Here is a 22886-nt window from a genome sequence, read left to right on the forward strand (position 1 = left end):
GCCGTGGCCTAAGCTGCTCTCAACAGTCACAGCAGTGCGGTTTTGTATCAGGGTATTCCTGGAATCCGTACCAGGTCACAGGGTGTCTGTAGCAATTTCGTAGCAAGCCTCCCGCGGCGGCCCGGCGCCGCTCCCGCGAGCCGCATAGTCACAACGGTGGGAGTGGCCAGGCAAGTGGAATCCTTCAGTCCGTGTCCGAATTCTAGATAAACCCGGCCTATGTGCCCTCCCGCGGTCGAGCCGACCAGAGTGATCTGACCCTCTATGCGGATTATGTCCTTTATGCCATCAGGTCACTCCCCTGGGTGATCTGACGCGTACGCATAGTCCGTTCGGGCCATTCAAGATTGGGCCCGAAGGGGGTGTTGCGCTGTGTCCGCCTTCCGTAACGTCCTCAACTGGCAGCGGTGAATATGCCGCTGCCGCCGTGGGGGAGCCTCGATTCGGGAGAGGACGGCGCCGGGATGGGCTGGGTTACCGACTGGAGTGCGCAGGCAGCCTGCCGCACTACCGATCCGGATGAACTGTTCGTACAAGGGGCAGCGCAGAACAGGGCCAAGGCGGTGTGCACCGGATGCCCGGTGCGTACGGAATGCCTGGCCGACGCTCTCGACAACCGCGTGGAGTTCGGCGTGTGGGGCGGAATGACCGAAAGAGAACGGCGGGCTCTGCTGCGCCGGCGTCCCACGGTCACCTCCTGGCGCCGATTGCTGGAGACGGCTCGTACGGAGTACGAGCGGAGCGCGGGCATTCTGCCTGTCGGACTCGACGACGACGAGACATACGAGACGTACGCCGCGGTCGGGTGAGGTACGGCCACGGGCCGCGCCCCCGCGGTACGTCGCGTCCACGCCATCCGGCTCCCGGGTCCTCCGTGCTCCTCGGCCATCCGCTCCGTCATGCGCTCCGTCCCTCGCGTCCCCTGCGCTTCTCTGCTCTCCTCGCTCTCCTTGTGTGCCTCCTCCGCCGCCTCACTGTCTACTCATCGGGCGGCCACGGGTCACACCGCTCGCGCCTGCCGGCCGCGTACACCTCCGCGTGTCCTGCGCTCCCCGTGTCCGCGCTCACGCCTCTGTCGTCAAGTCCGCGCGCGGACCCGTACCGGGAAACGCCCGGTCGGCGCGCGCGAGCCGGTCGCCGATGGCGCGCAGGCCCGCCAGATCGTGCACATCGCCGGGCAGGGCGGCGACCTCCGCCACCGCCACCTCGGGATGGAGAGCGGTGAAGCGGTCACGGGTCCGCTGCTCGCGGGCGAGCACCTGCATCCTCTCGGCGTGCAGACGCAGCAGTCCGGCCGTCAGTTGCTCGGCGGTGTGGTCGTCCGGAGCTGCGGGGTCGTTCGGAGCCGCGGGGCCGTCTGGGGCTGCCGCTCGGTGGGACGGTGCCGGGTCGGGGGTCTCGGGTGGGTCGCACTGCTCGGGGGTGTGCGCCGGCTGCCGGGGGGTGCGTGCCGGAGTGTGTGCCACGGACAGGGCTTCGGGAGGGGCGTCCGCGGCCTCACGAACACCAGTCTTCCCTACCCCCTGATCGACAATGCGGCTTCCGTCAAGATTTTCTGACGTAATTTCCGAGGCAAGGATTTCGGCCGCGGCCAGCGCCCGCTGAGCCGAGAGCCGGTCGGCCCCGCTGCCGTGGACCCGGTTGAGGACCAGCCCCGCCAGCGGCATGTCCTCCGCCGCCAGCCGCTCCACGAAGTACGCCGCCTCCCGCAGGGCGTCCCGCTCCGGGGCCGCCACCACCAGGAACGCCGTACCGGGGGCCTGGAGCAGCCGGTAGGTGGCGTCGGCGCGGGTGCGGAAGCCGCCGAACATGGTGTCCATCGCCGACACGAAGGTCTGTACGTCCCGGAGCAGCTGACTGCCCAGCAGCTTGCCGAGGGTTCCCGTCATCATCGACATACCGACATTGAGGAACTTCATCCCCGCCCTGCCGCCCATCCGGGCCGGGGCGACCAGCAGCTTGATCAGCTTGCCGTCCAGGAACGAACCCAGCCGCTTGGGCGCGTCCAGGAAGTCCAGGGCGCTGCGCGACGGCGGCGTGTCGACCACGATCAGGTCCCACTCGTCGCGGGCCCTCAGCTGGCCCAGCTTCTCCATCGCCATGTACTCCTGCGTGCCCGCGAAGCCGGCCGACAGGGACTGGTAGAAGGGGTTCTCCAGGATCGCGCGGGCCCGCTCCGGGTCCGCGTGGGCCTCGACGATCTCGTCGAAGGTCCGCTTCATGTCCAGCATCATGGCGTGCAGCTCGCCGCCGGCGTCCGCCGAGTCCCCGGGGTCTGCCGAGTCCGCGGAGCCCGAGTCCGCGGAGCCCGAGTCCGCCGACTCCGCCGAGCGACCGGAGCCGTTCGCTATGCCCTCGACCCGGCGCGGCGTGTTGTCGAGGGAGTCGATCCCCAGCGACTGCGCCAGCCTGCGGGCCGGGTCGATGGTCAGCACCACCACCCGCCGCCCGCGCTCGGCCGCCCGCAGCCCGAGGGCCGCCGCCGTCGTCGTCTTGCCGACGCCGCCCGAGCCGCAGCACACGATGATCCGGGTGGCCGGATCGTCGATGAGCGGGTCGACATCGAGGGGGGTCGCCGACGCGTCCAGGGTCATGAACCGGTCCCTTGCTTCCGCAGTTCCTTGGCCAGTTGGAAGAGCCCGGCCAGCTCGACCCCCTCGCTCAGCAGGGGAAGCTCGTACGACGGCAGCTCCAGCCGGTTCAGCGCGGCCCGCTGCTCGCGTTCCAGGGCGACCCGCTGGGCGTGCTCCGCCGCCTCCTCGATCAGCGGGTCCACCAGTTCGTCGGCGCCGCTCACCCCGGCCGCCGCGAGCGCCCCGGCGATCTCCTCGCGCCGCTCGCCGGAGGCGCTGCGCACGGCGTCCTCGTCCAGGAGGTGCGGCCGGACCATGTTCACGATCACCTTGCCGACCGGGAGCCCGGCCGCGCGCAGCTCGGCGACGCCGTCCGCGGTCTCCTGGACCGGCATCTCCTCCAACAGCGTCACCAGGTGGACCGCGGTCTGCGGCGACTTGAGCACCCGCATCACGGCCTGGGCCTGGTTGTGTATGGGGCCGAATTTCGCCAGCCCGGCGACCTCGTCGTTCACATGGAGGAAGCGGGTGATCCGGCCGGTGGGGGGCGCGTCCATGACCACGTAGTCGTAGACGTACGAGCCCTGCGGCGAGCGGCGGCGCACGGCCTCGCACGCCTTGCCGGTCAGCAGCACGTCCCGCACGCCGGGGGCGACGGTCGTCGCGAAGTCGATGGCGCCGAGCTTCTTGAGGGCGCGGCCCGCGCTGCCGAGTTTGTAGAACATCTGGAGGTAGTCGAGGAGGGCCCGCTCGGCGTCGATGGCCAGCGCGAAGACCTCACCGCCCCCGGACGAGACGGCGATCTTCCGCTCCTCGTACGGAAGGGCCTCCGTCTCGAAGAGCTGGGCGATGCCTTGCCTCCCCTCGACCTCGACGAGGAGAGTCCGCTTTCCCTCGGTCGCGAGGGCGAGCGCGAGGGCGGCGGCGACCGTGGTCTTACCGGTGCCGCCCTTGCCGCTGACGACCTGGAGCCTGCTCACACATTCGAGCCTAACCAGTCCCATGGCGCGCTACGCACAGGCGGTGTGCGGGCTGCGTCACGCCCGGGGTGCGCCGGAGCACGCCCGGCGCACCCCTCGTCCCCACAGGGCTCGCGGCGGCTCCGGGCCGTTCCCGCCGCCCTCGGGGACGGGTCACGCCCCGCCTACGGCTACAGTCGGCTCCATGACCAAGTGGGAATACGCGACCGTGCCCCTTCTCGTGCACGCGACCAAGCAGATTCTGGACACCTGGGGCGAGGACGGCTGGGAGCTGGTCCAGGTCGTGCCCGGCCCGAACCCCGAGCAGCTCGTGGCCTATCTGAAGCGGGCGAAGGCGTCATGAGCGGCGCCGTCGAGGCGCGCATCGCCGAGCTGGGGCTGACCCTGCCGGACGTCGTGCCTCCGCTGGCCGCGTACCAGCCGGCCGTCGTCTCCGGCTCCTACGTCTTCACGGCGGGTCAGCTGCCGATGGTGGACGGCAAGCTGCCGGTCATCGGCAAGGTGGGCGCCGAGGTCACGCCGGAGGAGGCCAAGGAGCTGGCCCGGATCTGCGCGCTGAACGCGCTGGCCGCGGTCAAGTCCGTCGCCGGTGATCTGGACCGGATCGCGCGCGTGGTGAAGGTCACCGGCTTTGTGGCGTCGGCGGCGGACTTCACCGGGCAGCCCGGCGTCCTCAACGGCGCCAGCGAGCTGCTCGGCGAGGTGCTCGGCGACAAGGGTGTCCACGCGCGCAGCGCGGTGGGCGTCGCCGTCCTTCCGCTGGACGCGCCCGTCGAGGTCGAGATCCAGGTCGAGCTGGTCCAGGGCTGAGCCCCGGCCCGGCGGGACCGGTTCCGTCGGCGGGACAGCCCGCCCGTGGGCCGTCGCCCGGCAGCCGGCAGCCGGCGCCCGTCGCCAGAACCGACCGGAACCGACCGGAACAGCCACCGGAACTTCCCGCACCGGGACATTGAACGCCCGGTCAGCAAGCCCTTGGCCCCGCGCCCACCGCCTCCCGGTGGGCGCGGGGCCTTTCCGTTGCCCGTCGTCGCCCGACGGGGCCTCTTCGGCAATCGCCTGCACCTCTCTTGACGCGGAAGTGCCAACGGGTGTCACCTGTCCATGGTTAGGAACGTTTCCTATCCATGTGAACAGCCTGAACGACCTGAACGACCTGAACGACCTGAACGACCTGAACGACCTGAACGACCTGAACGACCTGAGCGGCTCCTCGAACGGCATCTCCGTACGACCGCCGGGGTCTCGCCGGCCCCCGCCCCCCTGCTCGACGCACACAGCGCGCACCCACGTCGGCGGACGCCGACGGACCACCCATGCACGTCGTCGTCCCAGAACGTGGAGGGATCCGTGGCATCAACCCCCCGCCGCCGCCACCCCCGCCGTTCGCGCAGAGCGACCGGCGCCCTTCTGGCCGTGGCCACAGCAGCTCTGACCGTGGCCCTGCCCGCACCCGGCCACGCCGGTCCGGTGTCCGGTCAGGTGTCCGCACCGGCACCGGCACCGGCACCGGTCTCCGATCGCGACAGAGCCGCCCCCGTACGGTACGAAGCGGAATCAGCGGCCATCTCCCAGGGCGTGACCGAGTCCAATCACGCGGGCTTCTCCGGCAGCGGCTTCGTCAACTACACCAATGTCGCCGGCGGCTATGTGGAGTTCACCGTGAACGCCCCCGCCGCAGGACCGGCGACGCTGGCGCTCCGCTTCGCCAACGGCACGACCGGCGACCGCCCCCTGAACATCTCGGCCAACGGGGGCTCCCCCAGCAATCTCGTCTTCGCCCCCACCGGCGCCTGGACCACCTGGTCCACCATGACCACCACCCTCACCCTCCGGGCGGGCGCCAACACCGTCCGCGCCACCGCGACCGCCGCCGAAGGCGGCCCCAACCTGGACTTCCTCGATGTCACCGCCTCCGACGGACAGGCGGCCACGGACCACGAGGCCGAGGACGCCGCCATCTCCCAGGGCGCCGTCGAGTCCAACCACACCGGCTACTCCGGCCGGGGCTTCGTCAACTTCCAGGCCGTGACCGGGTCCTCCGTCGAGTTCACCGTCGACTCCCCGCAGGCGACCAACGCGAAACTGGACCTCCGCTACGCCCTCGGCGCCGCCGGGTCCCGCGCCCTCGACGTCAGCGTGAACGGCCAGACCGTCGCCGACGACCTCTCCTTCCCGTCCACCGCCGCCTGGACCACCTGGCTGAGCGTCCCCGTCCCGCAGGCCACCCTCCAGGCGGGCATCAACAAGATCCGGGCGACCACGTCCTCGGGCGACGGCCCCAACCTGGACAAGCTCACCGTCACCCCCACCGGCCCCGCCGACGGCGTCCGGCCGACCGCCCCCGGCAACCTCCGCAAGGACGGTGAACCGACGGTCTCCACCGTCTCCCTCGCCTGGGCCGCCGCCACCGACAATGTGCGGGTCGTCGCGTACGACATCTACCAGCACGGCCAGCACATGAAGGCGGTCGACGGGAACACCCTCGCCGCCACCGTGACCGGGCTGGAGCCGGAGACCTCCTACGACTGGACCGTCTTCGCCCGTGACGCCGCCGGCAATGTCTCCGAGGCCAGCAACGCGGTCACCATCGCCACCCTGCCCGCGCCGCCGGACACCGAGCCGCCGACGGCACCCGGCGGCCTGCGCTCCCCGGGGAGGACCGCGACCAGCGTCGACCTCGTCTGGACCGCCGCCACCGACAATGTGCGGGTCACCGGGTACGAGGTGTTCCGCGACGGCGCCCTCGCCGAGACCTCCGACGGCCCGGCCACGACGGTCGCCGGACTGCGGGCGAACACCCCGTACGCCTTCAAGGTCCGGGCCTACGACCTCAAGGGCAACCGCTCCGCCTTCTCCCCGGAGATCACCGTCACCACCGGCGGCTCCCAGCCCGGCGGCGTCCCCGACCCGGGCCCGGTCTCCACCCTCGCGAGCGGCGTCGACGTCGCCTGGGGCCTGACCTTCCTGCCGGACGGCTCCGGCGTCTACACCGAGCGCAACACCTTCAACGTCGTCCGGCTCACCAAGTCGGGCCAGAAGACCGTCCTCGGCAAGGTGCCCGACTCGCAGACCACGGGCGGCGAGGGCGGCCTCATGGGCGTCGAGGCCGGCCCGGACTTCGCCACCGACCGCTATCTCTACTTCCTCCACACCTCCTCCGAGGGCAACCGCATCGCCCGGATGAAGCTGGAGACCAACAACACCCTCAGCGGCTACACCGTGCTGCTGCGCGGCATGGACAAGAGCCGCTTCCACAACGGCGGACGGCTGCGCTTCGGCCCCGACGGCAAGCTGTACGCGTCCATGGGCGACGCCCAGGGCCCCAGCAAGGCGCAGGACCGCAACTCCCTCAACGGCAAGATCCTGCGGATCAACCCGGACGGCAGCATCCCGTCGGACAACCCGTTCGGCAACGCCGTCTGGTCGATGGGCCACCGCAACCCGCAGGGCATCGACTTCGACTCCCGGGGCCGACTCTGGCAGGCGGAGTTCGGCGACGGCACCATGGACGAGGTCAACCTGATCCAGCGCGGCGGCAACTACGGCTGGCCCAGCTGCGAGGGGACGAACGGCAGCTGCTCCGGCTATCTCGCCCCCAAGAAGACCTGGCCGACCTCCGCGGGCTCGCCCAGCGGCCTGACCATCATCAACGACCATGTCTTCGTCGCCACCACCCGTGGTGAGCGCGTCTACCGCATGAGGATCGACACCAGCAGCAACCTGGTCGAGCAGAAGACCTACTTCCAGGGCACCTACGACCGGCTGCGGACGGTCGAGGTCGACCACGACGGCGACATCTGGCTCACCACCTCCACCGACAAGGACGGCACCAGCGGCAACGACCGGATCCTGCTGATCGACATCGTCTACTCCGGTGGGCCTCCGGGAAACGAGTTCGTGCTGAGCAGCGGCGCCTTCGGCGACAACGGAACCATTCCGGCCCGGTTCACCTGCGCCGGGGACGGCGGGGCGGGACAGGATCCCTCACCGCCGCTGTCCTGGGGCGCCGGGAACACCGGGGCACGCGGGTACGCCGTCGTCTTCGCGGACGTCGCCAACAACGGCAACAAGCTGCACTGGGCGATCTGGGACATCCCCGCGGCCCGGCTCACCCTGCCCGAGGGGCTCGGCGCCGGGTTCACCGTCCCCGGTCAGGACGGCGCCAAGCAGAAGGCCATGGGCAGCGGCGCCAACGCCCAGAAGTACTTCGGCCCCTGCCCGGGCGGCTCGACCCACCCGTACACCTTCACGCTGTACGCGCTGAACACGGCGACCGTGCCGGGGCTCGGCTCCGGCTCGTCCATGGCGCAGATCGAGACGGCGATCAAGGCCGCCGCCACGGCCGCTGTCCGGCTGCGCGGCAACTCCAACGCCCGTGCGTAGAAGCGGGTGACCGTACGCCCGTGCGTGCCGAGGAACGAGCGGCAACGAGCAGGAACGAGCGGGAACGAGGGGTACGGGGAACGCCTCCCAAGACGTGTCCGGAGACGCGTCCGGGGGCGGGGAGGGGCGGCCGGGACCGGACCGGCCGCCCCTCCCACGTTCCGGTTCCTGTGGTCGTTCATATGTTCCACGTGAAACATCGGCCCCGCACCGGCTCCCGCACCGGCTCCCGCATCGGCCCCCGTACCGGCGCGCGTACCGGCCCCACGGTCGGCGGTGACCCCTCGAACATCCGGGCGTGAGCGTCTAGCATCCGCCCATGTCCCAAGGTCAGTGGTACCCACCGGAGTGGCCGGACCGGATCCGCGCCCTCGCCCGCGGCGAACTCACCCCCGTACCGCCCCGGCGGGCGGCGACCGTGATGCTGCTGCGGGACACGGCCGGCGGACCGACCGCGCGCCCCGCCGTCCATATGCTGCGCCGCCGTGTCTCCATGGCCTTCGCCGGGGGCATGTACGCGTACCCCGGCGGAGGGGTGGACGACCGGGACGCCCGGCCGGTCCGCTGGACGGGTCCCACCCGTGCCGAGTGGGCCGCCCGCCTCGGCGTGGACGAGGCATCGGCGCAGGCCATCGTGTGCGCCGCCGTCCGGGAGACCTACGAGGAGGCCGGGGTGCTGCTCGCGGGCCTCACCCCCGACACGGTGGTCGGGGACACCACCGGGGCCGACTGGGAGACCGACCGGCAGGCGCTGGTCGACCGGAAGCTCTCCTTCGCCGACTTCCTGGACCGGCGCGGCCTGGTGCTGCGGTCGGATCTGCTCGCGGCCTGGGCCCGCTGGATCACCCCCGAGTTCGAGGCCCGCCGCTACGACACCTGGTTCTTCGTCGCCGCGCTCCCCACGGGCCAGCGCACCCGGAACGTCTCGACCGAGGCCGACCGCACGGTGTGGATCACCCCCGCCGAGGCGACCGGGGGCTACGACCGCGGTGAACTGCTGATGATGCCGCCCACGGTCGCCACCCTGCGCGCGCTCGCCCCGTACACCAGCGCGGCCGAGGCCTTCGCCGCCGCGCCCGCCCAGGACCTCGCGCCCGTGCTGGCCACCGCACGGGTCGTGGGGGACGAACTCGTGCTCAGCTGGCCCGGACACACCGAGTTCACCGCGCGCGTCACGCGGACGAGCACCACCCGAGGAACCAACCGAGGAGGTGCCTCATGAGCACAGCGGCAGCGCCCCCGCCCGGCCGGCCCCGGGACCGGGTGGTCTCGGGACCCGCCACCGAACGGGCGGTCAACGTCCTCGCGCCCAACCCGTCCGCGATGACCCTGGACGGCACCAACACCTGGATCCTCTCCGAGCCGGGCGCGCGGGAGGCGGTGGTCGTCGACCCCGGTCCGCCGGACGAGGGCCATCTGCGCGCGGTCGTCGACACCGCCGGGCGGGCGGGCAAGCGGATCGTCCTGACCCTCCTCACCCACGGCCACGCCGACCACTCCGGGGGCGCCGCGCGCTTCGCCGAGCTGACCCGTACCCCGGTCCGGGCGCTCGATCCCCGGCAGCGGCTCGGCGGGGAGGGGCTCACGTCCGGCGAGGTGATCGAGGTCGGCGGCCTGGAGCTGCGGGTCGTCGGCGCCCCCGGGCACACCGCCGACTCGCTCTGCTTCCATCTGCCCGCCGACCGGGCGGTGCTCACCGGGGACACCGTCCTCGGCCGGGGCACCACGATGGTCGCCCACCCGGACGGGCGGCTCGGTGACTATCTCGACTCGCTGCGGCGGCTGCGCTCGCTGACGGTCGACGACGGGGTACGGACGGTGCTGCCGGGCCACGGGCCCGTCCTGGAGGACGCCCAGGGCGCCGTCGAGTTCTATCTCGCCCACCGGGCCCACCGGCTCGCCCAGGTGGAGACGGCGGTCGAGGCGGGCCACCGGACGGCCCCGGAGGTGGTGGCACACGTCTACGCGGACGTGGACCGGAGGCTGTGGCCCGCGGCGGAGCTGTCGGTCCTGGCCCAGCTGGAGTATCTGACGGAGCACGGCCTGATCTGAGAGCGGCCGGTCCGAACCCCCGGGCCGGTCCGCACCCCCGGGCGGGGTCGCACCCCCGCCCGCGGACCGGATCCAACGGCCGAGGGCCGCCCGGAGTCCCCGGGCGGCCCTCGGCCGGCGTTCGGCGCCCCGCATGGCGGGGCCGCGCGGTCAGCGGGAGCGCTTGGCCAGCCGCTCCACGTCCAGCAGGATCACGGCACGGGCCTCCAGCCGCAGCCAGCCGCGCTGCGCGAAGTCGGCCAGCGCCTTGTTCACGGTCTCGCGGGAGGCGCCGACCAGCTGGGCCAGCTCCTCCTGGGTCAGGTCGTGGACGACGTGGATGCCTTCCTCGGACTGGACGCCGAAGCGGCGCGACAGATCGAGAAGGGCACGGGCGACCCGCCCGGGGACATCGGAGAAGACCAGGTCGGACATCTGGTCGTTGGTCTTGCGCAGCCGGCGGGCGACCGCGCGCAGCAGCGCGGTGGCGACCTCGGGCCGGGCGTTCAGCCAGGGCTGGAGGTCACCGTGGCCCAGGCCGAGCAGCTTGACCTCGGTCAGCGCGGTGGCGGTCGCCGTGCGCGGGCCCGGGTCGAAGAGGGACAGCTCGCCGATCAGCTCGCCGGGGCCGAGGACGGCGAGCATGTTCTCGCGGCCGTCGGGGGAGGTGCGGTGCAGCTTGACCTTGCCCTCGGTGACCACGTAGAGGCGGTCTCCGGGGTCGCCCTCGTGGAAGAGCGCGTCGCCGCGGGCGAGCGTCACCTCACTCATCGAGCCGCGAAGCTCCGCGGCCTGCTCGTCATCGAGCGCCGCGAAGAGCGGAGCGCGCCGCAGAACGTCGTCCACGAGTTCTCTCCTTGTCGACCTGCTCAGGGACCGTGGCCCCCATGATGCCGGACCGCACGACGACGGTCCGGTGGACACCGCGTGGGACGGCCGTCCCCCCGGGGATCCGGGGCAAGTAAATATTCGTGCGATCAATCACAACAAGTCTGACGCACTGGAGCGTCTGTTCGTACGGCAGGGGCCCGATTGGGTCCGGAATCCCGGTGGTCGGGGCGGATGTCAGTGTCGGGCCGTAGGCTTGCCGGGTGTCCAATTCGCCGGTGAGAGCGCAGGCCAAGGGGGCTGGACGAGTGTCCGCCAAGGAGAATTCCGCTGTGGGCGAACAGGCGCCGAACGGTGTGCGAAAAGCGGCGAATCGCACTAAACCGGAATCACGTCTGGCCATGATCCGCCGTGCCCGCCGGATCAACCGGGAGCTGGCCGACGTCTACCCCTACGCCCACCCGGAGCTGGACTTCCGCAATCCGTTCGAGCTGCTGGTCGCCACCGTCCTGTCGGCCCAGACAACCGATCTCCGGGTGAATCAGACCACGCCGGCGCTCTTCGCCGCGTACCCCACTCCCGAGGACCTGGCCGCCGCCGTCCCCGAGGAGCTGGAGGAGATCATCCGCCCCACCGGCTTCTTCCGTGCCAAGGCCCGGTCCCTGCTGGGCCTCTCCGCCGGGCTGCGGGACCGCTTCGGCGGGGAGGTGCCCGGCCGCCTGGAGGACCTGGTCTCCCTGCCCGGAGTCGGGCGGAAGACGGCCTTCGTCGTCCTGGGCAATGCCTTCGGCGTCCCCGGGATCACCGTCGACACCCACTTCGGCCGGCTCGTGCGCCGCTGGAAGTGGACCGAGCAGGAAGACCCGGAGAAGGTCGAGGCGGAGATCGCGACGATCTTCCCCAAGTCGGAGTGGACGATGCTCTCCCACCGGGTGATCTTCCACGGCCGCCGGATCTGCCACGCCCGCAAGCCCGCCTGCGGAGCCTGCCCCATCGCCCACCTCTGCCCTTCCTACGGGGAGGGTGAGACCGACCCGGAGAAGGCCGCCAAGCTGCTCAAGTACGAGAAGGGCGGCCAGCCGGGCCAGCGGCTCAACCCGCCGCCGGACTATCCGGGCAGCCCCGCCAGGCCGCTCGCGCCGGCCGCGCGGGAGGCCGGATGACGGAACGATCCCGGGCCCCCGGTGCGTTGTGACGGAGGGGGTGCCCATGCGCGCGGGAGAAGAGACGTACGGGATGTACGACAGGACCACCGGTGAGGCCGGGACCGACACCGAACAGGGCGGCCGGGGCGTCCAGGGCGTCCGCGGCGGCCCCGACACGCCTTTCGGCGCCCCGGACGTCCTGGTCAGCGCCGAGGGGCTGCCCCGCTGGCTGGATCCCGTCGTCCGGTTCGCCCAGGCCGCCCGGCCCCGCCAGCTCAACGCGTTCCTCCCGCCGAGCGACGGCGGAGGCCGTCAGGCCGCCGTGCTGATCCTCTTCGGCGAGGGCCGCGCGGGCCCCGAGCTGCTGCTCATGGAGCGCGCCGGAAGTCTTCGCTCCCACGCCGGCCAGCCCGCCTTCCCCGGCGGCGCGCTCGACCCCGGCGACGGCGACCCCGCCACCACCGGCCCCCTGCGCGCCGCGCTGCGCGAGGCCCAGGAGGAGACCGGGCTCGACCCGGCCGGCGTCCAGCTCTTCGGGACGCTGCCCCGGCTCTACATCCCCGTCAGCGGCTTCGTCGTGGCCCCCGTCCTCGGCTGGTGGCGGGAGCCCACCCCCGTCGGCGCGGTCGACCCCGCCGAGACCGCCCGGGTCTTCACCGTCCCCGTGGCGGATCTCACGGACCCCGCCAACCGGGGCACGGCAGTCCACCCCCGCGGCCACCTCGGCCCCGCCTTCACCGTCGAAGGGGCTCTGGTCTGGGGTTTCACCGCCGGCGTGATCGACCGGCTGCTGCACTTCGCGGGCTGGGAGCGCCCCTGGGACCAGGACCGCCGACTCCCGCTGGACTGGCACGCATGACAGGCTGACCTCCGGAAATCCACGCCGGGGCGGCTGACCGGCGCGGACGCCGGGCACGAGCACCGGTGCGGAGCCGGACCGACCGTCCGGTGAAGGCGACCAACGACGGTGACCGGCCACGGTGACCGACCACGGCGACGAACGACGGCGATGAAGCTGCGAGGCAAACGACGGTGAACGTGCTGGACATCCTGCTGCTGCTCGCCGCCGTCTGGTTCGCGGTCGTCGGATACCGCCAGGGATTCGTCGTCGGCATCCTGTCCGTGATCGGCTTCCTCGGCGGCGGCCTGGTCGCGGTCTATCTGCTCCCGGTGATCTGGGACGAGCTGACGAACAAGTCCGAGGTGTCCACCGCCGCCGCTGTCGCCGCCGTCGTCGTCGTGATCATCTGCGCCTCCGTCGGTCAGGCGTTCACCACCCACCTCGGCAACAAGCTGCGCCGGCACATCACCTGGAGCCCCGCCCGCGCCCTGGACGCCACCGGCGGGGCGCTGGTCAACGTGGTCGCGATGCTGCTCGTCGCCTGGCTGATCGGCTCCGCGCTCGCCGGCACGGCCCTGCCCACCCTGGGCAAGGAGGTCCGCAGCTCCAAGGTGCTCCTCGGGGTCTCCCGGGTCATGCCCGAGCAGGCGTTCACCTGGTTCAACGACTTCTCCTCGGTCCTCGCGCAGAACGGGCTGCCGCAGGTCTTCAGCCCCTTCTCCAACGAGCCCATCACCGAGGTCAGGCCCCCCGACCCGGCCCTCGTCGGCAGCCCGGTGGCGGCCCGTGCCAAGAAGTCCATCGTCAAGGTGACCGGCACCGCCCAGAGCTGCAACAAGTCCCTGGAGGGCACCGGCTTCGTCTTCGGCGAGCGCCGGGTGATGACCAACGCCCATGTCGTGGGCGGTGTCGACGAGCCGACCGTGCAGATCGGCGGCGAGGGCCGGCGGTACGACGCCAAGGTCGTGCTCTACGACTGGGAGCGGGACATCGCCGTCCTCGACGTGCCCGACCTGCGGGCCACACCGCTGGAGTTCGCCGACGGTGACGCCAACTCGGGGGACGGCGCCATCGTCGCCGGCTTCCCGGAGAACGGGGCGTACGACGTCCGCTCCGCCCGCGTACGCAACCGGATCAACGCCAACGGACCCGACATCTACCACCGGGGCACCGTCCGCCGCGATGTGTACTCGCTCTTCACCACGGTCCGTCAGGGCAACTCCGGCGGGCCGCTGCTCACCCCGGACGGCAAGGTGTACGGGGTCATCTTCGCCCGGTCGCTGGACGACCCGGACACGGGTTACGCCCTGACGGTGGACGAGATCGCCGACGACATCAGGGAGGGCCTGGCCGCCAACCAGCAGGTGGACAGCCAGGGGTGCGCGCTCTGACCCCGGCGATCCGGTTCCTGTGACGCTGTGCGGCCCCCGCCCGCCTGCCCCCGGTCAGCCCCCGGGTCCGCTCAGTGGCGTCCGTGCCGCAGTCTCGCGGACATCCAGCGGGCCCGGCGCCGCAGGATGCGCGGGATCCCGATGTCCTGCCCGGGTTCGTCGTGGGCCCGGCCCTGTGGGCCCTCCCCGTTGTGCGCGCCCGGTCCATTGGCCGAGCGACGGTCGCGTGCCGCGTCACCGTAGTCGTACGTCCAGCCCATACCGGGACGTGTGCCCGTGCCCCAAGGTCCGTAACCGTGTCAGGGGCGCCCAATTGGCGTATGCGCCGGGCAATTGGCAGTTCGATGGACAGATGTTCAGATATCCCGTCCGGGTCGTGGGCCGGTCGGCTACGGACGGTCCGGTTCCGGGTCCTTGAGCCAGTTGACCAGCTCGGCGGAGAAGGCGACCGGATCCTCCTCATGGGGGAAGTGCCCCAGACCGTCGAAGAGCCGCCACCGGTAGGGCGCCTCCACGTACTCGCCCGAGCCGGCCGCGCTCCGCGTCCGCATCACCGGGTCCATCGAGCCGTGCAGATGCAGCGTCGGCACCCGGACGGGACGCTTCATCCGCCGGTTGAACTGGATGCCGTCCGGCCGGGCCAGTGACCGCACCAGCCAGCGGTAGGGCTCGATCGAGCAGTGCGCGGTGGACGGGATGCACATCGCGCGCCGGTAGACGTCCAGCGCCCGTTCGTCGCAGGCCCCCGGCCCGGACCAGTCCCGGATCAGTTCGGCCACGAGGGCCCCCTCGTCCGCGACGAGCCGCCGCTCCGGCAGCCAGGGCCGCTGGAAGCCCCAGATGGAGGAGCCGGCGCGGGTCTGGGAGAAGTCCGACAGCATCGCCGACCGCCAGCGCCGGGGGTGCGGCATCGAGGAGACGACGAGCCGCCGCACCAGCTTCGGCCGCATCACCGCCGCCGTCCAGGCCAGATATCCGCCCAGGTCATGGCCGACGAGCGCGGCATCGGGCTCACCGAGCGAGCGCACCACGCCGGTGATGTCGAGGGCGAGGTTGGCGGGGTCGTACCCCCGGGGTGTGCGGTCGCTGCCGCCCACGCCCCGCAGATCCATGGCGACCGCGCGGTACCCCGCGTCGGCGAGCGCGGTCAGCTGATGCCGCCAGGTCCACCAGAACTGCGGAAAGCCGTGGAGGAGCAGGACCAGCGGGCCGTCACCCAGCTCGGCGATGTGGAAGCGGGCACCATTGGCGGCCACATCGCGGTGGGTCCAGGGACCCTCGATGTGTACGGGGCTTCCCTTACCGGTGTCACGGGCCGTCATGCTGATGAGCGTGCCACAACCGGAGCGCCCGTGTTCTCCCCGGTTGCCCCGGCGGGGGCGTCCCGTGGTGCGGGCCGGGCGTCCGGAGCCCGAGCCGGGTCCGGCGCCCCGGGCGTGGCGGCGCGGCTCGGGGCCCGGTTCGGACCGCAGGTTCAGGCGGCGGGTTCAGGCGGCGATCCCGCGCTCCGGCGTCCGTGGGTGCGGCTTGACGTTCTGGAGCACGGCGGCCGTCTCCTTCGCCGAGGCGATGGACCGCTCCGGCGGCTTGACCTTCTTGAACTTGGAGATCGCCAGCAGTGCGAGCAGGGCGGCCAGCACCACATAGGCGCCGCCCACGATCAGGAACGACCAGGCCAGGCCAAGACCCAGATGGTGGATCCCGTACGCCGCCGCGAAGCTGAACACCGGCAGCGAGAACAGCAGGAAGACTCCCGCGATACCTATGGCCAGCGAGCCGGTGACGCCGCGCTTGACGTCCTGTCGCAGCTCCGCCTTGGCCAGGGCGATCTCGTCGTGGACAAGTGCGGACATCTCGGCGGTCGCCGAGGCGACCAGTTGGCCGAGGCTGCGCTCGGCGCTGGTGCCGGGGTCGCTCATCTCCGCTCCCTCTCTCGATTGCTTCGGGTCCGACATCAGATCATGCCGGACGGTCGGCGTCACCCTGCGATGCCCCCGCCACTTCGGCGAGCCTGCGGTGTTCGGCGGCCTTCCGCTCGTGGATCGCGGCCATCCGCAGGTGGTACTCCGGGTTGCCCTCCTCGTACACGTCGGGGATGCCGTCCTCGTCCTCGTCCCGCTCCTCCGCTTCGTAGAGGGCCCGGTAGACGCGTACCCGCAGCTTGAGCAGGACCGTGGCGAAGATCGCGGCGATCAGGGAGCCGATCAGCACCGCCGCCTTGATCTCGTCGGTCAGTGCCGGGTCGCCGGCGAAGGCGAGTTCGCCGATGAGGAGGGAGACGGTGAAGCCGATGCCCGCGAGGGTGGCGACGGCGAAGACGTCCGGCCAGGCCAGGTCCTCGTTCAGCTCCGCCTTGGTGAAGCGGGCCGCGAGCCAGGTGCCGCCGAAGATGCCGACGGCCTTGCCGACCACCAGGCCGAGCACCACGCCCAGGGTCTCGGGCCGGGTGAAGACCTCGCCGATCGCCCCGCCGGAGAGGGAGACACCCGCCGAGAAGAGCGCGAACAGCGGTACGGCGAACCCCGCCGACAGCGGGCGCACCAGATGCTCGATGTGCTCGCCGGGGGAGTGCTCCTCGCCCTCGCGCCGGGTGCAGCGGAGCATCAGGCCCATGGCGACACCGGCGATGGTGGCGTGGACGCCGCTGTTGTACATCAGCCCCCAGATCACCAGGGCCAGCGGGACGTACACGTACCAGCCGCGCACGCCCTTGCGGAGCAGCAGCCAGAAGACCGCGAGGCCCAGGAAGGCGCCGCCGAGCGCGGCGAAGTTCAGCTCACTGGTGAAGAAGATCGCGATGATGATGATCGCGAAGAGGTCGTCCACGACGGCGAGCGTGAGCAGGAACGCCCGCAGCGCGGAGGGCAGCGAGGTGCCGATGACCGCGAGGACGGCGAGCGCGAAGGCGATGTCGGTGGCGGTGGGGACGGCCCAGCCGTCGAGGGAGCCGCCGCCGAGTGTGGTGACGAGGACGTAGACCAGTGCGGGTACGGCCATGCCGCAGACGGCCGCGATGACGGGGAGGGCGGCGGCCTTGGGGTCGCGCAGCTCTCCGGCGACCAGCTCCCGCTTCAGCTCGATACCGGCGACGAAGAAGAAGATCGCGAGGAGGCCGTCGGCCGCCCAGTGCTGGAGGGAGAGGTCGAGGCCGAGGGAGGCAGGGCCTATGTGGAAGTCGCGCAGCGCGTCGTAGCCGCCGGCGAGGGGGGTGTTCGCCCAGACGAGTGCGGCGATCGCGGCGATCAGGAGCAGTACGCCGCCGACGGTCTCGGTGCGCAGGGCGTCCGCGACGAAGGTGCGCTCGGGCAGCGGGAGCCGTCCGAGGACGCGGCGGGGGGCGGGCGTACGGGCCATCGGGGTGAACCTCCGGTAGGTCGGGCAGGGCAGAGCACATGCCGACCAGACTTCCCGGCGCACCTAGGTTTTCTTGTTGCGTCTTTGACGCTTTTCTTACTTTACCTAAGGGTGCAAGGGGGCGGGGAACAGAGGGGGTGGACGGGTCCGTAAGGGATGAAGTCCTGACTTCTGCGGTTGTTGCCCCTCACTCTAGGCAGGCACAACGGATCGGGCACCCGGTGAACCACCGGGTGCCCGATCAGGTCGTGGTGTCCGCGCGGGCGGACGGCGGGGTCAGTCCTCCGATGCGGCGCTCGGGAGCTTGGCCTGGATCAGATCCATGACCGACGAGTCGGTCAGCGTGGTGACATCGCCCAGCTGACGGTTCTCCGCCACATCCCGCAGCAGCCGGCGCATGATCTTGCCGGAACGGGTCTTCGGCAGCTCCGCCACCGGCAGGACCCGCTGGGGCTTCGCGATCGGGCCGAGCGTGGCACCGACATGGTTGCGCAACTCCGCGACCAGGTCGGTGTCATCGGCCGACTCGGCAGCCGTACCGCGAAGGATCACAAAGGCCACGATGGCCTGCCCGGTGGTCTTGTCGGCGGCGCCCACGACGGCGGCCTCCGCGACCCTCGGGTGCGAGACGAGGGCGGACTCGACCTCGGTGGTGGAGATGTTGTGGCCGGACACCAGCATGACGTCGTCCACCCGGCCGAGCAGCCAGATATCGCCGTCGTCGTCCTTCTTGGCGCCGTCGCCGGCGAAGTACTTGCCCTCGAAACGGGACCAGTACGTGTCGATGAACCGCTGGTCGTCGCCCCAGATGGTGCGGAGCATCGACGGCCACGGCTCGGTGAGTACGAGATAGCCGCCGCCCCCGTCCGGCACCTCGCGGCCCTCGTCGTCCACGACCGTGGCGGCGATCCCGGGCAGCGCGCGCTGGGCCGAACCGGGCTTGGTCTCGGTGACGCCCGGCAGCGGCGAGATCATCATCGCGCCGGTCTCCGTCTGCCACCAGGTGTCCACGATCGGGGTGCGGTCGGCGCCGATGTGCTTGCGGTACCAGATCCACGCCTCGGGGTTGATCGGCTCGCCGACCGAGCCCAGCACCCGCAGGCTGGACAGGTCGAACTTGGCGGGGATGTCGTCGCCCCACTTCATGAACGTACGGATCGCGGTCGGCGCGGTGTAGAGGATGGTCACGCCGTACTTCTGCACGATCTCCCAGAACCGGCCCTGGTGGGGGGTGTCGGGGGTGCCCTCGTACATCACCTGCGTGGCGCCGTTGGCGAGCGGCCCGTAGACGATGTACGAGTGTCCGGTGACCCAGCCGATGTCGGCGGTGCACCAGTAGACGTCCGACTCCGGCTTGAGGTCGAAGACCGCGTGGTGGGTGTAGGCCGCCTGGGTCAGATAGCCACCGGAGGTGTGCAGGATGCCCTTGGGCTTACCGGTGGTGCCGGAGGTGTAGAGGATGAAGAGCGGGTGCTCCGCCTCGAACGCCTCGGGGGTGTGCTCGGCGGACTGGCGCTCCACGATCTCGTGCCACCAGACGTCACGGCCCTCGGTGAAGGCGGTGTCCTCGCCGGTGCGCCGGACCACGAGGACGTGCTCGACCTGAGGACACTTGGCCACGGCCTGGTCGATGGCGGGCTTGAGCGCGCTGGGCTTGCCCCGGCGGTAGCCGCCGTCGGCGGTGATGACCAGCTTGGCGTCGGCGTCCTGGATGCGGGAGGCCACGGCGTCGGCGGAGAAGCCGCCGAAGACCACCGAGTGGGCCGCGCCGATGCGGGCGCAGGCCAGCATCGCCACCACGGCCTCGGGGATCATCGGCAGATAGACGGCGACCCGGTCGCCCTTGCGGACACCCAGCTCGGTCAGGGCGTTCGCGGCCCGCGAGACCTCGTCCTTGAGCTCGGCGTAGGTGACGGCGCGGCTGTCCCCGGGCTCGCCCTCGAAGTGGATGGCGACCCGGTCGCCGTTCCCGGCCTCGACATGGCGGTCCACGCAGTTGTACGCGACGTTGAGCGCGCCGTCCGCGAACCACTTGGCGAACGGGGGGTTGCTCCAGTCCAGGGTCTCGGTCGGCTCGGTGGCCCACGAGAGCCTGCGCGCCTGCTCGGCCCAGAAGGCGAGCCGGTCCGCACTGGCCTGCTCGTACGCCTCCGCTGTGACATTGGCGTTCGCGGCCAGCTCGGCCGGCGGCGCGAAGCGGCGCTCCTCTTTCAGAAGGTTGGCCAGGCTCTCGTTGCTCACGACATCTCCCTTTCCCAGGGCGTCCTCTGCGGCTATGGATTCCGAGGGCATAGCTCATCAGCCGAAGGGCCCGGGTGACAAGGCTTTCCGGCTATTGGTTTAGACCTGTCGTGCCCACCCCGGAGATTCGGCTCCGAGAAGTGGAATTCCCCCATCCGGTCCGGCGTGTCGTGTTGCCGTCGGGCCGGGGGCACGAGGTGGCCCCTCCTTCCCGGGCGGCGGAAAGGAGGGGCCACTCATAGGTACGGACGGGGGGCGGATCCGGTTCAACGGTGGGTACGGAGATTTCCGCCGCCGTGCCCCGGAGCCGCCTCGGGTAGGGGCCCGGCCGCCCCGGGTGCGGCCTCAGGTACGGGCCCGGCCGCCCCGGGTGCGGCCTCAGGCGCGGGCCTTCACCAGGGCGGACGAGGCGGGGGCCACCCGGTCGAAGACCGCCGCGCGCTCCCGGTCCTGCGCGTTCCCTTCGTCGTACAGGTCCGGTACGGGCTGCTCCGGGTGCCCGGCCAGGTCGGTCGGTCCGGTCGGTTCTGTCGGTCCGGTCCGGTCGTCGGTGCCCGCGAGCAGATACGCCTGGGCCTCGCCGACATGGAAGTACATGCCCTGGAGGCGCAGACTGCCGTCGGCGAGCCGCCGGGCGACGGACTCGTAGGACCGCAGATGCTCCAACTGCTGCACCACATTGGTCAGGGAGAGCTGCTCCACCGCGTCGGAGGGCAGCCGCCCCGCGATCCGGGCCCATGGCCGGTGCGGGCTGCGCATCCGCTCCAGACTCGGCTGGCCGTGGTGCAGCCACCGCCGCAGCGGCGTCTGCGCGCCGACGGGCGGCGCGGCGAGCAGGGCGTGCATGGCGGCGCAGCCGGAGTGCCCGCAGACGGTGATCGAGTCGACGCGCAGCACATCGACGGCGTACTCGATCGCCGCCGCCACCGAGGCGTCGCTCTCCGCCCCGGGCAGGGGCACGAGATTGCCCATATTGCGGACGGTGAAGAGGTCGCCCGGCCCGCTGGCGGTGATCATGCTGGTCACCACGCGGGAGTCGGCGCAGGTCAGGAAGAGCTGGGAGGGCCGCTGGCCCTCGCGCTCCAGCCGGGCCAGCTCGTCGCGGACCAGGGGTGCGGTGTCCCGCTGGAAGGAGCTGACGCCCTTCGCCAGCGGATGGGCCGATCCGGGCCCCGGCCGGCTGCCGCAGTGGTGGTTGCGCCAGGGGGTCCAGGGGCGGCAGCAGCCGTGGGTCTCGGAGGCGGGCTCGCTGATCCGGCTGCCGGCCCGGCCGGTGAACTCGACCGTACCGCCCTGGGCGGTGTGCGAGAGCTGCCAGTCGTGGAGCGCCTCGTACGCGGCGTGGTCCATGAAGGAGCCGTCCAGCTCGACCACGCAGGCGGTGCCCTGGGGCACCTGACTCAGCGTCCGGCTCAGCCGGGGCACGGCGAGGAAGGTCAACTGCCCGCGCACCCGGACCCGGTGGCCGTCCCCGTGCTGCTCCTGGGTGATCCGCGTACGGGTCAGCCGGTGCAGGGCGACGGCCACCGCGACCGCGATCCCGATGGCCACGCCCTCCAGGACACCCGTGATGACGACGGAGGCCAGGGTCGCCGCGTACACCAGGATCTCGCGGTTCCGCTTCACGTTGCGGAGGTGGGTGATGTTGACCATCTGGACGCCGACGACCATGACGAGCGCGGCGAGGGCCGCCAGCGGGATCAGGTCGAGGACGGGGACCAGCAGCAGGGCGGCGAGCACGATCCACAGGCCGTGGAACATGGTCGAGTTCCGGCTGACGGCACCGGCCGAGACATTCGCGGAGCTGCGGACGGCGACGCCGGTGACGGGCAGTCCGCCCAGCGCGCCGGAGACCACGTTGGCCGCGCCCTGACCGGCCAGCTCGCGGTCGAGGTCGGCGCGCGGGATCCGGACGTCCGGCACTTTGCGGGCGGCGGCCAGCTTGTCGACGGCGACGGCCGACAGCAGCGATTCGACGCTGCCGACCAGGGTGATGGTGAGGACGGCGGCGATCAGGCCGAGCACCGGGCCCTCGGGCATCGCGGGCAGGGCGTGGCTGGACCAGGAGGGGAGGTCGACGAGGGGGAGCCGCAGCCCGGCCACCACGGCGAGGGCGGTGGCGCCCGCGACGGCGGCGAGCGCGGCGGGCACGGTGCGCAGGATCCGGCCGGTCCGGCCGGGGATCCGGGGCCAGGCCAGCAGGAGGGTGACGGTCAGCAGGCTGACCGAGATGGCGGCCGGGTGGAGGGCGGCGAGCTGGGCGGGGAGCGCCCGGACATTGGCGACGGCGGAACTCTGGGGGGTGCCGCCGAGCACGATGTGGAGCTGGGCGAGGGCGATGGTGACGCCGATGCCCGCGAGCATGCCGTGGACGATCGCCGGGCTCACGGCGAGCGCGGACCGGGCCACGCGCACGGCGGACAGGACGAGTTGCGCGAAGCCGGCGAGGACGGTGATGGCGCAGGTGACGCGCCAGCCGTACTGCTGGATCAGATCGGCGGTGACGACGGTCAGCCCGGCCGCCGGCCCGCTCACCTGGAGCGGAGCGCCGCCGAAGCGGCCGACGACGATGCCGCCGACGGCTGCGGCCACCAGTCCGGCCTGGAGGGGGGCTCCGGTGGCGAGCGCGATGCCGAGGGAGAGCGGCAGCGCGATCAGGAAGACGGAGATGGACGCGGACAGGTCGGACGACAGCGACCGGAAGCGGGCGGGGCCCTTGCCGGGGGCGTGGCCGGGACGGTGTGCGGGGGGTGGTGCGGCCGTGGCCGGTCCGGCGGCTCCGGCGGGGCCGGTAGGGCCGGTCGGCTCGGCGGATCCGGCCGTTCCGGCGGATTTGGTCGATTCGGTGGATCGGGTCGGCTCGGGCGGGTCGTCGTCGGTGCGGGTGGGGACGCAGGCAGACATGTTCCCGTCTCCTCCGGGGCAGCGCGGTCGCGGAATGTGGGGGACGCGGCCGTGGGTCACGGCGTGCAGCAGCGGGATACTCAACGCTCAGTAAATGGATCGTAATGCAGAGTAAAGAGTCCGGCATGATTTTTTAAGCAAATGGGTCAGCATTTCACTCGATTCAGTGATTAATCCGGTTAACGCGGCCCGTCGACCCTCTCGTCCCATGTGTC

Annotated in this window: 18 protein-coding genes; 9 read left to right on the forward strand and 9 right to left on the reverse strand. The window is 71.6% G+C overall.

Annotation, left to right across the window (positions count from 1 at the left end; genetic code table 11):
• Positions 1-464 precede the first annotated feature (464 nt).
• Positions 465-809, forward strand: coding sequence for a WhiB family transcriptional regulator (locus tag SYYSPA8_RS17000; RefSeq protein ID WP_177149633.1), 345 nt, complete (start codon positions 465-467; stop codon positions 807-809).
• Between the two features lie 255 nt (positions 810-1064).
• Here the strand turns inward: SYYSPA8_RS17000 and SYYSPA8_RS17005 are convergent, their stop codons facing one another.
• Positions 1065-2594, reverse strand: a complete 1530-nt coding sequence (locus SYYSPA8_RS17005; protein ID WP_323448029.1) for an ArsA family ATPase — start codon at positions 2592-2594, stop codon at positions 1065-1067.
• Entirely contained in the window at positions 2591-3553 is a 963-nt protein-coding gene (locus SYYSPA8_RS17010) for an ArsA family ATPase (RefSeq protein ID WP_323448030.1), read from the reverse strand. Before SYYSPA8_RS17010 ends, SYYSPA8_RS17005 begins: the two co-directional genes overlap by 4 nt.
• Before the next feature lie 184 nt (positions 3554-3737).
• Here SYYSPA8_RS17010 and SYYSPA8_RS17015 point away from each other — a divergent pair, with 184 nt between their 5' ends.
• The 5 genes from SYYSPA8_RS17015 (at position 3738) to SYYSPA8_RS17035 (ending at position 9988) form a co-directional block, all read left to right on the forward strand.
• The gene (locus SYYSPA8_RS17015) at positions 3738-3896 is read left to right on the forward strand and encodes a hypothetical protein (RefSeq protein ID WP_323448031.1); all 159 of its coding nucleotides are present in this window, start codon (positions 3738-3740) and stop codon (positions 3894-3896) included.
• Positions 3893-4363, forward strand: a complete 471-nt coding sequence (locus SYYSPA8_RS17020) for a RidA family protein (protein ID WP_323448032.1) — start codon at positions 3893-3895, stop codon at positions 4361-4363. Before SYYSPA8_RS17015 ends, SYYSPA8_RS17020 begins: the two co-directional genes overlap by 4 nt.
• Positions 4364-4987: 624 nt before the next feature.
• Positions 4988-7936: a PQQ-dependent sugar dehydrogenase gene (locus SYYSPA8_RS17025; RefSeq protein WP_407706019.1), complete on the forward strand. Its 2949-nt coding sequence runs from the start codon at positions 4988-4990 to the stop codon at positions 7934-7936.
• 319 nt (positions 7937-8255) lie between these two features.
• Positions 8256-9158, forward strand: coding sequence for an NUDIX hydrolase (locus SYYSPA8_RS17030; RefSeq protein ID WP_323448033.1), 903 nt, complete (start codon positions 8256-8258; stop codon positions 9156-9158).
• Positions 9155-9988: an MBL fold metallo-hydrolase gene (locus tag SYYSPA8_RS17035; RefSeq protein ID WP_323448034.1), complete on the forward strand. Its 834-nt coding sequence runs from the start codon at positions 9155-9157 to the stop codon at positions 9986-9988. Before SYYSPA8_RS17030 ends, SYYSPA8_RS17035 begins: the two co-directional genes overlap by 4 nt.
• A 150-nt stretch (positions 9989-10138) precedes the next feature.
• Here SYYSPA8_RS17035 and SYYSPA8_RS17040 read toward each other — a convergent pair whose 3' ends face one another.
• Positions 10139-10813, reverse strand: coding sequence for a Crp/Fnr family transcriptional regulator (locus SYYSPA8_RS17040; protein WP_003956804.1), 675 nt, complete (start codon positions 10811-10813; stop codon positions 10139-10141).
• Between the two features lie 314 nt (positions 10814-11127).
• Here SYYSPA8_RS17040 and nth point away from each other — a divergent pair, with 314 nt between their 5' ends.
• The 3 genes from nth (at position 11128) to SYYSPA8_RS17055 (ending at position 14172) form a co-directional block, all read left to right on the forward strand.
• Positions 11128-11958 (forward strand): endonuclease III, encoded by an 831-nt coding sequence (nth, locus tag SYYSPA8_RS17045; RefSeq protein WP_323448035.1) that lies wholly within the window; start codon positions 11128-11130, stop codon positions 11956-11958.
• A gap of 46 nt (positions 11959-12004) precedes the next feature.
• Positions 12005-12799 (forward strand): NUDIX hydrolase, encoded by a 795-nt coding sequence (locus tag SYYSPA8_RS17050; protein ID WP_323448036.1) that lies wholly within the window; start codon positions 12005-12007, stop codon positions 12797-12799.
• Between the two features lie 173 nt (positions 12800-12972).
• The gene (locus SYYSPA8_RS17055; RefSeq protein ID WP_323448037.1) at positions 12973-14172 is read left to right on the forward strand and encodes a MarP family serine protease; all 1200 of its coding nucleotides are present in this window, start codon (positions 12973-12975) and stop codon (positions 14170-14172) included.
• 71 nt (positions 14173-14243) lie between these two features.
• Here SYYSPA8_RS17055 and SYYSPA8_RS17060 read toward each other — a convergent pair whose 3' ends face one another.
• From SYYSPA8_RS17060 to SYYSPA8_RS17085, 6 genes are all read right to left on the reverse strand, one after another.
• Entirely contained in the window at positions 14244-14432 is a 189-nt protein-coding gene (locus SYYSPA8_RS17060; protein ID WP_323448038.1) for a hypothetical protein, read from the reverse strand.
• Positions 14433-14561: 129 nt separating this feature from the next.
• Positions 14562-15494 carry an alpha/beta fold hydrolase gene (locus SYYSPA8_RS17065; protein ID WP_323448039.1) on the reverse strand — a complete coding sequence of 311 codons (933 nt, stop codon included), beginning with the start codon at positions 15492-15494 and terminating at the stop codon, positions 14562-14564.
• Positions 15495-15659: 165 nt separating this feature from the next.
• Positions 15660-16091, reverse strand: a complete 432-nt coding sequence (locus tag SYYSPA8_RS17070) for a phage holin family protein (protein WP_323448040.1) — start codon at positions 16089-16091, stop codon at positions 15660-15662.
• A gap of 40 nt (positions 16092-16131) precedes the next feature.
• Entirely contained in the window at positions 16132-17526 is a 1395-nt protein-coding gene (nhaA, locus tag SYYSPA8_RS17075) for a Na+/H+ antiporter NhaA (protein ID WP_323448041.1), read from the reverse strand.
• 276 nt (positions 17527-17802) lie between these two features.
• Positions 17803-19767 (reverse strand): acetate--CoA ligase, encoded by a 1965-nt coding sequence (acs, locus tag SYYSPA8_RS17080; RefSeq protein WP_323448042.1) that lies wholly within the window; start codon positions 19765-19767, stop codon positions 17803-17805.
• Between the two features lie 378 nt (positions 19768-20145).
• Entirely contained in the window at positions 20146-22671 is a 2526-nt protein-coding gene (locus SYYSPA8_RS17085) for a bifunctional SulP family inorganic anion transporter/carbonic anhydrase (protein ID WP_323448043.1), read from the reverse strand.
• Positions 22672-22886: the final 215 nt, after the last annotated feature.

It is taken from the genome of Streptomyces yaizuensis, from assembly GCF_034961445.1.
GTDB lineage: Bacteria > Actinomycetota > Actinomycetes > Streptomycetales > Streptomycetaceae > Streptomyces > Streptomyces yaizuensis.

Coding starts and splice junctions, on each gene's coding strand:
- SYYSPA8_RS17070 (WP_323448040.1), bottom strand. CDS start 16,091: ATGAGCGACCCCGGCACCAGCGCCGAGCGCAGCCTCGGCCAACTGGTC.
- SYYSPA8_RS17085 (WP_323448043.1), bottom strand. CDS start 22,671: ATGTCTGCCTGCGTCCCCACCCGCACCGACGACGACCCGCCCGAGCCG.
- SYYSPA8_RS17020 (WP_323448032.1), top strand. CDS start 3,893: ATGAGCGGCGCCGTCGAGGCGCGCATCGCCGAGCTGGGGCTGACCCTG.
- nhaA (WP_323448041.1), bottom strand. CDS start 17,526: ATGGCCCGTACGCCCGCCCCCCGCCGCGTCCTCGGACGGCTCCCGCTG.
- SYYSPA8_RS17050 (WP_323448036.1), top strand. CDS start 12,005: ATGCGCGCGGGAGAAGAGACGTACGGGATGTACGACAGGACCACCGGT.
- SYYSPA8_RS17000 (WP_177149633.1), top strand. CDS start 465: ATGGGCTGGGTTACCGACTGGAGTGCGCAGGCAGCCTGCCGCACTACC.
- SYYSPA8_RS17060 (WP_323448038.1), bottom strand. CDS start 14,432: ATGGGCTGGACGTACGACTACGGTGACGCGGCACGCGACCGTCGCTCG.
- SYYSPA8_RS17030 (WP_323448033.1), top strand. CDS start 8,256: ATGTCCCAAGGTCAGTGGTACCCACCGGAGTGGCCGGACCGGATCCGC.
- SYYSPA8_RS17015 (WP_323448031.1), top strand. CDS start 3,738: ATGACCAAGTGGGAATACGCGACCGTGCCCCTTCTCGTGCACGCGACC.
- SYYSPA8_RS17035 (WP_323448034.1), top strand. CDS start 9,155: ATGAGCACAGCGGCAGCGCCCCCGCCCGGCCGGCCCCGGGACCGGGTG.
- SYYSPA8_RS17005 (WP_323448029.1), bottom strand. CDS start 2,594: ATGACCCTGGACGCGTCGGCGACCCCCCTCGATGTCGACCCGCTCATC.
- SYYSPA8_RS17065 (WP_323448039.1), bottom strand. CDS start 15,494: ATGACGGCCCGTGACACCGGTAAGGGAAGCCCCGTACACATCGAGGGT.